Raw genomic sequence first — 13,413 nt, 5'->3', positions numbered from 1 at the left:
GAAAAAGAATATGGAATTTGATAGAGATAGATTTAATGAATTTATTCAAGAAAATTTTTCTTTTGATGGTGCTACTCAGAGAATAATTAACAATATAGTTGAATATGGAATTAAAAATTTTGCCACTTCAGAAGATAAATTAGTTGAATTTATTCAGACTACAATTGATGATCCAACAGTTGAAGAAATAAAACAATTTATTATTAGTGATGAGAAGGAAGAAGAAATAAAAGATTTCACAGATGAGATGGATAAAAAAATAAAAGGAGGAATAGCAATGAATATAAAAAAGGGAAATGTAATTGAAACTGAATTTGGAGACACTATGGTACTGGATGTCAAAGATAATCAAGCGACCTTATTTGACGGGAATCAATTTATTTTAGCCACAGGAGTGGAGTTTAATAAAGATAGTGGAAAGTATGAATGGGATTCTGTTAGATACGCAAGTGATATTAAAACAATAGCAAACATGGAAAATACAAATTTTAAAAGCATGAAAAATACAATAGATTTCTTAGCAGAATATAATCATAAAGAATTTGTAAAAGGTATTATATCTCTTGAAACAGGAGTAGAAAATGAAAATGTTCTTAATAATGCCTATGATAATTATATGAACGATTCAGTTATGGGTCTTATTGATGAAAAGTTTATTGAATATATAGACGAAGAAGAGTTAAAAGAAAACTTAGAAGCTAATCAAGAACAAGGAGATAAAGAAATGAAAGATATAGATAATAAAGAGAAGGATACATTAAATATAGATGGAAATATAGCAACTGATATAGAAATTAAAGATTTAAAATCAAAAGATGGGAGGGACTTTAAAGTAGCCTCCTTTTCTATTGCTGAAAATGACAAGGAAGGAAATGCAAAATTCATCAGCTGCTACGCCTATAATGACAAAATCAATCAAGTAAAAAATTTGAAAAAAGGAGATTTTGTACACCTATTTGGCAAAGAAAAGAAAAGTATGGGAAAGGATAATAAGGAATACACAAGTCTAAAAGTATACTCTGCAAAGTTATTAAAAGCTAAAGAGCATACTAAAGCAAAAGCATCAACAATAGGGAAATTAAAGGAATTTAAGGCTAAAGGGGATATGAAAGTGGATGAAAAGAAGAAAAAGGATAATAGCATAGAAAGGTAAAAGATTATAGGGAGGCAGGTTTTAGTCTGCCTCCTGTATTTTTTTATTGGTTGTTTTTAAGGGAAAATGATGGGTTATATTGAAAAAATATCAGCCACATCCTATCAGGAGGAGCTGATACACAAAACTTTTCACATACCCGAGGGTTGATACACAAAACTTTACACAGTCTCACAAAATTATTTACAGACCCCACACTACCGGAGAAGCTGATACACCAGACCCTTACTTATACAATTCATTATAAATATACTTATCAGTATTCTTTCTTAATTGGGTTAATTCATTTATCAATATATTCTCGTTGGCGTAGTCATCCATAAGAATATCTTTTTTATTTTTGTATTCATCATATAATTTTGACAACTCTTTTATACTTAGATTTTTATATTGACACTTTTCTAAAGTATTTATTGCTTTTTCATATGCGATAATTTGAGGCTTATATTCACTATAAAAATCTTTATCATTTGTATTTTCTTTATAGGTTTTATAGATAACCTTATTTATTTTTATAGTATTAATGTCTTCAATAGCTGCGTATATTTCGCTCATAACTTTTTCTATATCCTTAATCTTATTTAAGATTTCTTGCCTATTAACAGCCTCTTCTTGGAGTTTAGTTTCCAAATCCATACTAGATGATAGACCGTATTTTCTAAGCTGATTTAAGGTCTTCGCCATAGTATTCATATTATGTTTTCTAGCCCATATTTCATAACCTTTAGAAGATTTAGCCTTTTCATTGCTTTCTATGTCTATTATATTATCAAATTTCTTATAAGATTTCTTAGCATAATATACTTCACTATTTTTGTAATTTTCATTTACCTTATTTTCAATTCTTTCTTTTATTTTCTCTTTTGTATAATCTTTTCCAAGAGTAGTTTCCTTCGCACGAATGAATCGCCCCTTTTCTCCTTGTTTTTTATGTCTGAAAGAAAGATATTTTCCAAGTTTAATTTCATAGCCATATTCTTCCATAAGCTTTAAGAAATTCTCATAGCTATTTGCTTTATTAATAGCATGATCAATAGAAATTTGAAGTTTATGTTTCCAAGATTTTCCTTTATTAAATTCAATATATTCTTTGTAGGATTTACCATTGGTTTTATACTTTTCTTTAAATTTTACATAATCTTCATCTATAACAGAGAGCTTATATTTTCTACATAAATCATCACTATGATTTCTAATTTGGTGGTAAGTTTTTTTGTTACTTTGATATGCTTTACCAGTTTCAAAAGAAACATTATTAAATAGTATATGGTTGTGAATATGACCCTTATCTATATGGGTAGTAAGAACATATTCATATTTTCCTTTTAAGATTTTATCGCATAGTTCTATGCCAATTTGATGAGCCTCTTCAGCAGTAGTTTCTCCAGGAAAAAAAGATTGAATTAAATGTCTTGCTAAAACTTTTGCTTTAGAATTACATTCTATTTTTGTTTGTTCAAATTCTAAATGAGCAGTTATAGGGTTACAGTTTAGGGAGGAAATTAGAATTTTTTCATCTGTTTTATCACTATTCATAATATAATCAAGTGCTATTTTTAAAGTGGATTTTATAGGATGAATTTTAGTAATTGCCATTATTCTTTCTCAGTATTTATGCTATTAGAATTAGTAAGAGAGTATATTTTTTTACGCATAGAGAAAATATCTTTTGCCTGATTTTCTAATAAGCTTTTTAAATCTTCTACATCATCTTTATATATAATTGATGTAGTATTTACCCTTTTAGCAATTTGATTTATATTATTTGAAGTACGACTTATATTTGTTGACATTTCACGAAAGACATCCATATCTAATACATAAATATCTTTTTCTAAAATACATTTCATAATAAATTGCCTAAGAGTTTTGCACTTAGATGCTTTATGTTTTTCATTTAGCAATTCTAACTCCTCGTCAGATAACATTAAATAAATTCCGTTATTTCTAAATCTACTTGTCATAATTTGACCTCCTTAATAAATTTATTAATCGAAATAAAAAAGAAAAACCTGTAAATTCAAGTAGGATAACTTGACTTACAGGTTTAATTTATTCTATATATTTCGTCTGGAAATCTCCTGATTTAATTCTTTAGTATTTATATTTTATCACTTTTTGAGATAATATTCAAGTTTGCGTTGGGGCTATTATAAGAGTTTGTGCTGAATTTAATCATTATAAATTTAGGGGTTTGGGGATATTCCCCAACAAGTAAAATGGGAAAAAATAAGCGATATAATAGTAGTATTCTTATTTCATTTTTAGTAAGTGCATATGCACTTACTGTGCTTGCTATTTTTGCTATTTTTGCTATTTTTGCTATTTTTGTTTAATAAAAATACACTATTTTATGATAACTTGAATTTTAAAAAATTAAAAAATTTACTTTGAAATAGATACTTTTACAACTATAATAATATGTATGATGTTAAAAAATATTTTAAATTATCATATTTAAAAATATTTAATTAAATTCTTAGTTACTAACAATTTAAGAGGGGGAGAAATTTATTTTACACAGGGAATTTGCTGAAGAAAATTATTTAGAAGCCATATATATTTTATCTTTGGAAAATGAAGAGGTTAGAAATATAGACATTGCTAACTATTTGGATTACAAAAGACCGACGGTTACAAGAATGCTAAAAAAACTTGACAATAAAGGCAGGATAATTTATGGAGATGATAAAATAGTTCGTTTAACAGACGAATCAAAAATATTTTGTGAAAAGATGTATAAAAAACATATGTATCTTACTAGCGTATTCATTAAACTTGGAGTTAATCCTAAACAAGCAGAAAGTGAAGCTTGTCTTATAGAACACGTTATATCAGATGAAACGTTTAAAAAATTAAAAAAACATTTTAATGAAACCTTATAATGAATAGCATAGATAACTTTTAAATAAGTTTTTTATGCTGTTTTTTTTAATTATTTAACAAAAAAGTTCAAAATACCATTGATAAATATTATCAAATAGTATATGATGAATTAAGGTTAGCTGTTGCTAACAAAAAATATTTTAAAAGGTGAATTTATGTCAAAAAATTTTGAAATGCTAAATAAAGAATTAGACGAAAATAATATTAAAGCTAGTCTTGTTATATTTCCGTTTGCAGGAGGTGGAGTATCTGCATTTAGAAATTGGAAATATGAATTTGAAGATGTAAGGGTATTTGTTGCTCAATATCCAGGAAGAGAAAATAGATTTTCTGAAAAGGCTACAAGTGATATTAATATTTTAGTTGAAACATTATTCAATGATATGAAAGAAAATTTTGATTTTGGAAAACCTTACTATTTATTTGGACACAGTATGGGAACAAAAATTGTTTATGAAATAGCCTTAAAGATCAAAAATTCAAGTTATGAAAATCCAAGAGGAATAATAATTTCAGGTGGACGTGCTCCAGTGTATAAAGAACCAAATCCAATCTATCACCTTGATGACGAAGGTTTTATAGAAGGGCTAAGAAGATATGAGGGAACCCCGAAAGAGATATTAGATAATAAAGAATTGATTTCAATTTTTTTACCGACACTTAGAGCAGATTTTGTAATAGACGAAGACTATCAAGATACAAAACATGAAAAATTAGAAAGTCCCATACTTGGCCTTATGGGAGATAAAGATCAAGAAATGAAATTAGAAGAACTTAAAAAATGGCAAGATTATACAACAAAAGAATTCGTCTATAAATATATAGATGGCAAGCATATGTTTGTAAATACATCAACTGATATGGTTATAAGGGAAATAAAAAGCTATATTAATGAAAACGTTAAAAATAATTAAAATTACAGAACTAACAAAATTTGACATTAATGAGGTAGTTCAATTTATACATGATGATTGTATAGCAGTAGTTGCTGTAGAAACAAATAGTTATGGAATTATAAGTGAATGTATTCCATATTTAAGTAAAGATCAAATTGAAATTATGTGGAAGTATAGAAAAGAAAGTGACAGAATTAATTATGCTGTAACAAAAGCAATAGTAAACTTGCTATTTTCTAAAATTGAGAAACTAAAATTCGAAGAGATTAGATGGCGTTACGGTAAATATAATAAACCATATATTAGAAATCATTTGAATTTACATTTTAATATATCACATACCACAGGATTTTCAATAGTAGCTTTCTCAAGAAATGATATAGGAGTTGATATTGAAAATATAGAAAGAAATATAGATTATAGTGAAATTAAGAATAATTTTTTTATTAACAATGAAAAAATATTAGGTTTGAAAGACTTTTACAAATATTGGGTTTCTAAAGAAGCTTATTTAAAATATAAAGGAGTCGGTTTAATTCAAAATTTGGAAACAGTTGATGTTATTAATAAAAATAATAATGTAATGAAAGTTATAGATAAAGAAAATAATATTCAAAAGGAGATTTTGATTTTTGAAAAAGAAAAATTTGTTTTTGCGTTATGCTATTAAAAAGGTAGGGCAAATATTATGAATTTAGAGATTAAGAGACAATTAATCAACTTTTATGATAAAGATGTTTGGGAGCATCTAACTGTTGGCGAACATTTGAAAATGTGGTCAAATACATACGCCGATAGAGTAGCAGTTGTAGATGAAAATGAAGAATTGACATATAGACAACTTAAAGATGAAGTGGATTGTTATGCTAATGGACTTTTAAATCAAGGCTTCTGTAAGGGAGATAAAGTATTATTTCAACTTCCTAATAGCAAAGAATTCATTATAATTTTATTTGCAATGATGAGTATAGGAGTGATTCCTGTAATTATCTTGATGGGTCATAGATATTCAGAAGTTAAGGGAATTTTAAATAAAACAAATGCAAAAGCATATATTGGAATTAACAGGTACTTAGGATTTTCATATGAAGATATGGTGTCTAATATTATAGAAGATACGAAAGAAGATTTACAAGTTTATTTGATTGGCGAAACAGAGAAATATGAGAAGTTATGTACCTTAAGACAAAATAGAAAAAATAAATTTGTTGAAGAATTAGAGTATAAGGAAACGGCTATATTTTTATTGTCAGGAGGTACAACCGGATTTCCGAAACTAATACCTAATAGGCATTGTGAATTTATATATTTAGCAAAAGAACTGGCAAATGCAACAGATATGAATGAAGATACAGTGTATTTGGCAGCTTTACCTATGAGCCATAAATTTGCACTTTGTTGTCCGGGAATGATTGGGACATTGTCAAAAGGTGGTAAGGTGGTTACTTGTAGAGTATCCAGTCCTGATGAAATAATACCTTTGATTGAGGAACAGGAAGTTAGCATTATGGCATTGGTACCTACTTTAGCTAATATGTGTATAGAATATCTTAAAAATGATGATGCTGATATCAGCAGTTTGAAGTATATACAGATAGGTGGATCTGTTCTTGATTCTAACTTAGCAAAAAAGATTCAGGAAGAATTTAATTGTAAATTATTGCAATTGTATGGCATGAGTGAGTCGTTGATTACTTGCTCTAGGGTTTTGGACGATGATTATGACAGATTACATACTCAAGGGAAGAAGTTAAGTGAGTTTGACGAAGCTCGTATTGTTGATGAAAACGGGAAAGAGGTTCCTGATGGAGATTTTGGAGAGCTAATAGTTAGGGGACCATATACTATTTTGGAATATTATGATTCATCAAAACTAAATGATACTCAGTTTACAGAAGAATGTTTTTTAAGAACAGGAGATAGAGCCGCTAAGTTATATGGAGACAATTATAAAATTGTTGGTCGTGTGTTGGAGATTATAAATCGTGCTGGAGAAAAAATAGTTCCTTCTGAGTTGGAAAATATTTTGCTTACAAATAAGAATATTAGAGAAGTGCAAATTGTTGGCATACCCGATGAGACTCTCGGAGAAAAAATAGGTGTATTTATTTTGAAGGGGAGTACCGTTCTTACACTTAGAGATATAAGGAATTATTTGGTAGAAAGAGGACTTGCTTCTTTTAAGTTACCGGATGAAGTACAGTATGTTGATCAATGGCCATTAACAAGCGTTGGAAAGGTAGATAAAAGTAAATTAAAACAACAAATGATTAAATAGATAAGGAGGCTACAATATGGAAACATATCAAACTAGACAACAGGCAGTACGACTTCTTGATGAAGTGTTACAAGCAAACTTAGATGGATTTAAACCTTCAGGAAAAGACAATTTGATTGAAAAGGGTTTAGGCTCTATCCAAATCATGCAAATAGTTTCAGAGCTTAAAAAATTAGGGTTAAAATTATCGTTTGCAAAACTAATGGAAAATCCTACACTTGAAGATTGGATTAGACTTATTGAAAAAGCAAATATTAAAAATATTGATAAAAAGACTGAATCAAGAGAAAAGAATATTTCGGAAGAGTTCCCTTTAACGGATGTACAGTATGCTTATTTTGTAGGGAGAGAAGAAGATCAGGTTCTAGGTGGTGTTGGGTGTCACGCATACTTAGAAATTGATGGACAAGAGATTGTAACAGATAAATTAACTGCTGCTTGGAACTGTTTACAAATGGAAAATCCAATGCTTAGAGCAAAATTTAACCGTAATGGTACTCAGCAAATTATGGAAGAACCATACTCAAAAGAAGTTAAAATTTTTAATTATACTTCACTATCTGAAGAAGATGCAGACATAAAACTATTGGAAATGAGAAAAGAAATGTCTCATAGAAAATTTGATATAGAAGTTGGAGAAGTAGCTAGCCTTAGCATTGCGTTACTAAAGGATAAAAAACATAGAATATTTTTAGATATTGATATTCTAGTTGCAGATATAATGAGCATAGGCATTATAATGAGTAGACTTGTAGAGCTGTACTGCGGAGAAGATAAAGTTTCAATAGATAGCAATTATACTTTTAAAAATTATCTGGAGGAACGAAAAATAGATGACGAAATATACAAAAAAGATAAGGAATTCTGGAAGAAAAAAATTGAATCCAGTTTTCCTTTAGAGGCATCTAACTTACCCATTAACAAAAAACCAGAAATGATTGAAAAAGTGGTTTTTTCAAGAAGAAAGAAAATTATTAGCAAAGAAAACTGGATTAAGATTAAAGAAAATGCATATAAAAATAAAGTTACCCCATCAATGGTTCTGTTATCAGCATATTCAATGATTATTGAAAGATGGACAAATCAAGAAAAATTTGTGATCAATGTGCCATTATTCAATAGAGATGTAAATGATAATAGTGTTAAAAGAATGGTTGCAGATTTTACTAATCTTCTATTAGTTGAGTGTGAAAGAAAGAATGAAAAATTTTTAGATAGAGTGAAAACTATATCTGGCACATTTTTAGAAAATGCCTCTCACAGCTCATACTCTGGAGTGCAGGTACTAAGAGATGTTTATAAAGAAGTTGGAAAAACTATCAATATTGCACCTGTGGTGTTTGCTTGTAATATAGATTATCCTTTAGAGACTCAGGAAACAAGAAAAATATTCGGGAAAATAAACTATATGGTATCACAAACTCCACAAGTTTGGCTCGATTTTCAAACTTATTTAGTAGATGATGAGATTGTATTATGCTGGGATGTGGTTGATGAATTATATCCAGATGGAATGATTGATGATATGTTCGACTCTTTATACACTTTATTACAATCATTAAGTGATAATGAAAATTGGTATAGATTACCTGAAATTCTTCCGTTGAATCAGATTGAAGATAGAGAAAAAGAATTAAAAAATATTTTGCCTTTGAGTTACCCTAAACAAACTCTCTATACAGAATTTCTTGATAGGATTAAAGTAAACCCGGAAAAAGTTGCTATCGTGGATGCACAATCCGGTATTGAATTAACTTATGGAGATTTATACAAAAAGGCGTTAATTATTGCAACAAATTTAATTTCTTTTGGAGTAAAAAAGAATGACTACGTGGGAATAACATTGCCAAGGGGATATAGTCAAATAGTTGGTATTTTAGGAATTTTATTTGCTGGCGCAGCATATGTTCCTATCGGTATTAATCAACCCAACGAAAGAAGAAGGAAAATATATGAACAGATAGGAATAAAACATGTCTTATCCAATAAAAATACAATAAGGGATTTTAATTTAGATGATACAGATATCACATTTGTTGATATGGATCAATCAACTATTCAAAGTATAATTGAAAAACCTGTCAATATTAGTCCGTTTGATACAGCCTATGTAATTATGACATCAGGAACGACGGGAATTCCTAAAGGTGTGGAAATTGCACACAATAGTGCTGTTAATACAATCAATGACTTAAATGAAAGATATGAAGTAAATGCCAATGATAGCGTAATAATGGTATCAGCAATTGATTTTGATTTATCAGTTTATGATATTTTTGGAATATTATCGGCTGGAGGAACCATCATTACTTTAGATGATAATAATTTCAAAGATCCGGAACTTTGGTTAAAACTTATTGAAAAATATGAAGTAACAATGTGGGATTCGGTGCCAATTCTTTTTGATATGCTAGTAACTATGGCAGAGGGTAAAGATGTTTCTATTCCATTGAGATTAGTTTTTCTTTCTGGAGACTGGATTGCAACAACATTACCTAAAAGATTTTATAACAGAAGCAAAAATTCTCTTGTAGTTGGAATGGGAGGAGGAACAGAGGCTTCCATTTGGTCAAATTATATCAATATTCCAAAGGAAATACCTAAAAATTGGATTTCTATTCCATATGGAAAAGCGTTAAAGAACCAAGTCTATAGAGTAGTTGATGGTTTAGGAAGAATATGTCCTAACTATGTTAAAGGAGAATTGTTAATTGGTGGGGTTGGTGTTGCAAAGGGATATAGGGGAGATAAGGAATTAACAGAAAAGAAATTTGTAGAATCGGATGGAGTTAAATGGTATAGAACTGGAGATGCTGGAAGAACATGGAATGATGGAACTATTGAATTTTTAGGAAGGCTTGATAATCAGGTAAAAGTTAAAGGGCATCGAATAGAACTTGGAGAAATTGAAGATGCTTTAATTGGAAATCCTAAAATTAATAAAGCTGTTGTTGATGTTATTAAGATAGGCACTAATAATCAATTGGTCGCATTTATTGAAAGTAATGAGAGTAAGGATCATACATTAACTAGATTAAGTAGTAATGAAAAAATAAATAAACTGAAATCTGAATACATTGATTATGATGAGTATCTAAATAGTGAAAATAATATGGTTTTAGGTTTGATATTTTCTATTTTCATGGATTTGGGTATTAGTCAAGAAAAAAGGTATTCTTTTGATGAAATAATGAAATTTGGAGAAATAGATATAGGATACGAATTGCTCGTAAAAAGATGGCTATTATTATTGCAAGAGCATAGTATGATAAGTTTAGAAGATGGTATTTACTTATTTAAAAAAATAGATATAGCATTAGACACAACAGTCAACCTAGATAATTTCAAAAATAATGTGGTAGATATTATACAGGGTAAGAAACAAGCTATTGATGTGTTTTATGCTTCTGAATCTAAACTTAGTCCTTCCAGACTTTTGAGAAAACTGAAAAATTATAGAGAAAATATAAATGAACTTATTGAAACTATAAAGATGGTATTTGATGGCAAAAATAAAAAGCTTAAGATTTTAGAAATAGGTGGAAGAAATAGCGAATTAACAGAAGAGGTAATTACAAACTTTGAAGATAAAATCGAAAAATATGTTTATACGGACAATTCACTATATTTTGCAAATGAGTTTGAAGACATAAAAAATAAATATACTTGTTTCGAGTTTATAAAAATAAATTCTTCAAGTAAGTATTTGGAAAATTTTAAAACGGAAAATTTTGATATTGTCATATTATATAATTCACTACATCGTTCTCATAATATTTCAGATATGTTGCGTAATATAAAAACCATATTATCTCCTATGGGCGTTGTGATTGGAACTGAAATAAATGATGAATTATTATTACCAGAAATTAGTGCATCTGTATTAGAACGTGGTTTTATTGATTTTGATTTGTTAGAGCGTAATGGAAAAATTATTCCAAATATTAAAAACATTAAAAATGCAAGTGAAAATTGTAAATATAAAATTGAGTATTTATCTAATGAGACTGAAATTAACAAAATGGGAAGTATGATATATGTTCTTAAAAATAACAAAATAGATGTTGAACAAGATGAATTAATTAAATTTTTAAAGAACAAGCTTCCTGAATACATGATTCCATTTGAATTTGTAATAGTAGGAGAAATGCCTTTAAATAAAAATGGTAAAATTGATAGAAAAGAATTAAGGAAATTGATAGAAGGACATGATAATCAAGATTCTGGTTATGATAGCAAAAGTATTGAAGGTAAAAATGAAACAGAAAAGTATGATGAAATTACAAGGAAATTAGTCAATATTTATAAAGAAATTTTAAATGATATGAATGTATTATCGACTTCTAATTATTTTCAATTAGGAGGAGATTCTCTTACAGCGACGAAAATTGTTTCCGAAGTACAGAAAGAATTGTGTGTACAAATATCAATTGGAGACATCTTCAAATATCCTGTTTTGAGAGAACTTTCAGAGTATATTAAAAAAATTGACAAAAAGAGAAATTTATCATTTCAAAAAATTATACCTGATGTTGAAAATATAAATGAGCCATTTCCATTAACGGATGTGCAATTTGCATATTGGATAGGAAGAAACAAAATGTATTCTTTAGGTTCAGTAGCAACACATTGTTACTTCGAATTAGATTGTTTGAATATTGAGCCTAATAAACTTCAAAAGATAATAAATGATATGATTAAGTATCATTCTATGTTAAGGGCGATAATTTTAAACAATGGAACACAACAGATATTGGAAAAAGTTCCACCATTTATGTTAGATATTAATAACTTATCATGTCTTAATAAGGTTGAACAAGAGGAAGCTTTAAAATTGACTAGAGATATTATGTCTCACGAAATATTAAAGATAGATAAATGGCCTATATTTAATTTCAAACTTAGCATTTTAGATGAAATTAAATCCAGACTCCACATTAGTTTAGATAATATTATTTTAGACGGTTGGAGTATGTTCTATATTCTAGATGAATTGAAATTAAGATATAATGATGAAAATTTTTATAAGGAATTACCAGATGTTTCATTTAGAGATTATGTTTTAGAAATTAGAAAAGTAAAAAACACATCTAAATATCAGGTTGATAAAAAATATTGGCTGAATAGATTGAATGGATTTTTGGAAGCCCCTAAATTTGAAATAGCAAAGTTAGAAAGTGATATAGAAGAACAAACTTTTAATAGAAGAGAAAAAATCATTGATTCTTATGGATTGAATAAATTAAAAGGAATCGCAAGAGAAAATAACATAACATTGACAATTTTATTAATAACATTATTTTCTGAAATAATTAGGAAATATTCATTAAATGATGAATTTGTATTAAATATTACACAGTTTAACAAGGAACAAATTCATCCGGATATAAATAAAATCATAGGAGATTTTACTAACCTAACATTTCTTGAAGTAAAAAATTGTACTAGCGATTCATTGCTAGAAAAATCCAAAATGTTGCAAAAACAATTATTAGAAGATACAAAACACAATTCATATAGTGCTGTAGAATTTGGAAGAGAATTAAGGAATAAATACTCTAACAATAGATATTCTTTAATGCCTATAGTATTTACAAGTGGATTAGGTTTGTCTGAAGGCAGGAAAGATACTTGGCTAGGAGAACTTGTATATAATATTTCTCAAACACCACAAGTTTGGCTTGATCATCAAGTTATGGAAATGGACGGCAAATTAAAAATAATTTGGGATTCCATTGATGAAATATTTACGGCACAGTTGCTAGATAGGATGTTTGAGTCTTATGGAAACTTATTGGATACTATAATAAATAATACCAATACGTTTTCCACTAAAATTAATTATAAGGAAAATAAAGATACTGAAAATAATGTATGTATTAGAGAAGACTTATCAGTTTATCAAAATAATGAACCTGATGAAGATATTCATAAATCAAACAAGAAAACAGAAGATAAACTGAACACTGAGTTACTTTATTCTATATCAGAAATTTGGAAAGAAATTTTAAAAATTGAAGAAATAAAAAAAGAAGATAACTTCTTTAAACTAGGAGGGAATTCTTTAAATATGATACAACTATCTAATACATTAATGGAACGATATGGTTTTCATTTAGAATTAGGAGAATTTATGGAAACTCCATATATTGAAAATTTGGTAATAAAGTTGATGGATTTTTTGAAATGATGTATTTGGA

The 13,413-nt window shown here is 28.1% G+C and carries 8 protein-coding genes; 6 read left to right on the top strand and 2 right to left on the bottom strand.

Annotated elements, in window-relative coordinates; genetic code table 11:
• Positions 1 to 10 precede the first annotated feature (10 nt).
• On the top strand, positions 11 to 1,153 hold the full coding sequence (locus J2Z38_RS03375; RefSeq protein WP_209772417.1) for a single-stranded DNA-binding protein: 1,143 nt from the start codon (positions 11 to 13) through the stop codon (positions 1,151 to 1,153).
• A 225-nt stretch (positions 1,154 to 1,378) separates the two neighbouring features.
• Here J2Z38_RS03375 and J2Z38_RS03370 read toward each other — a convergent pair whose 3' ends face one another.
• Positions 1,379 to 2,749: a relaxase/mobilization nuclease domain-containing protein gene (locus J2Z38_RS03370; protein ID WP_209772415.1), complete on the bottom strand. Its 1,371-nt coding sequence runs from the start codon at positions 2,747 to 2,749 to the stop codon at positions 1,379 to 1,381.
• Complete coding sequence (locus tag J2Z38_RS03365) at positions 2,749 to 3,117, bottom strand: plasmid mobilization protein (protein ID WP_033647464.1); 369 nt, start codon at positions 3,115 to 3,117, stop codon at positions 2,749 to 2,751. Before J2Z38_RS03365 ends, J2Z38_RS03370 begins: the two co-directional genes overlap by 1 nt.
• A 549-nt stretch (positions 3,118 to 3,666) precedes the next feature.
• Here J2Z38_RS03365 and J2Z38_RS10690 point away from each other — a divergent pair.
• The 5 genes from J2Z38_RS10690 (at position 3,667) to J2Z38_RS03340 (ending at position 13,403) form a co-directional block, all read left to right on the top strand.
• On the top strand, positions 3,667 to 4,038 hold the full coding sequence (locus J2Z38_RS10690) for a metal-dependent transcriptional regulator (RefSeq protein WP_209772480.1): 372 nt from the start codon (positions 3,667 to 3,669) through the stop codon (positions 4,036 to 4,038).
• 156 nt (positions 4,039 to 4,194) lie between these two features.
• A complete protein-coding gene (locus tag J2Z38_RS03355; RefSeq protein ID WP_099320402.1) occupies positions 4,195 to 4,953 on the top strand; it encodes a thioesterase II family protein in 759 nt (252 codons plus the stop codon).
• Entirely contained in the window at positions 4,931 to 5,605 is a 675-nt protein-coding gene (locus J2Z38_RS03350; RefSeq protein ID WP_022620595.1) for a 4'-phosphopantetheinyl transferase family protein, read from the top strand. Before J2Z38_RS03355 ends, J2Z38_RS03350 begins: the two co-directional genes overlap by 23 nt.
• A gap of 18 nt (positions 5,606 to 5,623) precedes the next feature.
• A complete protein-coding gene (locus tag J2Z38_RS03345; RefSeq protein WP_209772413.1) occupies positions 5,624 to 7,213 on the top strand; it encodes an AMP-binding protein in 1,590 nt (529 codons plus the stop codon).
• Positions 7,214 to 7,229: 16 nt separating this feature from the next.
• Complete coding sequence (locus tag J2Z38_RS03340) at positions 7,230 to 13,403, top strand: non-ribosomal peptide synthetase (protein ID WP_209772410.1); 6,174 nt, start codon at positions 7,230 to 7,232, stop codon at positions 13,401 to 13,403.
• The last annotated feature ends 10 nt before the right edge of the window (positions 13,404 to 13,413 follow it).

The sequence above is a fragment of the Anaerococcus degeneri genome (genome assembly GCF_017874475.1).
In the GTDB taxonomy this organism is placed as follows: domain Bacteria; phylum Bacillota; class Clostridia; order Tissierellales; family Peptoniphilaceae; genus Anaerococcus; species Anaerococcus degeneri.
Note: the sequence above shows the minus strand (reverse complement) of the source record. Positions and strands in the feature narration are given on the sequence as shown.

Bases quoted from the DNA above. Each gene is read 5' to 3' on its own strand.
- J2Z38_RS03375 (WP_209772417.1), top strand. From the start codon at position 11: ATGGAATTTGATAGAGATAGATTTAATGAATTTATTCAAGAAAATTTT.
- J2Z38_RS03355 (WP_099320402.1), top strand. From the start codon at position 4,195: ATGTCAAAAAATTTTGAAATGCTAAATAAAGAATTAGACGAAAATAAT.
- J2Z38_RS03350 (WP_022620595.1), top strand. From the start codon at position 4,931: ATGAAAACGTTAAAAATAATTAAAATTACAGAACTAACAAAATTTGAC.
- J2Z38_RS03340 (WP_209772410.1), top strand. From the start codon at position 7,230: ATGGAAACATATCAAACTAGACAACAGGCAGTACGACTTCTTGATGAA.
- J2Z38_RS03365 (WP_033647464.1), bottom strand. From the start codon at position 3,117: ATGACAAGTAGATTTAGAAATAACGGAATTTATTTAATGTTATCTGAC.
- J2Z38_RS03370 (WP_209772415.1), bottom strand. From the start codon at position 2,749: ATGGCAATTACTAAAATTCATCCTATAAAATCCACTTTAAAAATAGCA.
- J2Z38_RS03345 (WP_209772413.1), top strand. From the start codon at position 5,624: ATGAATTTAGAGATTAAGAGACAATTAATCAACTTTTATGATAAAGAT.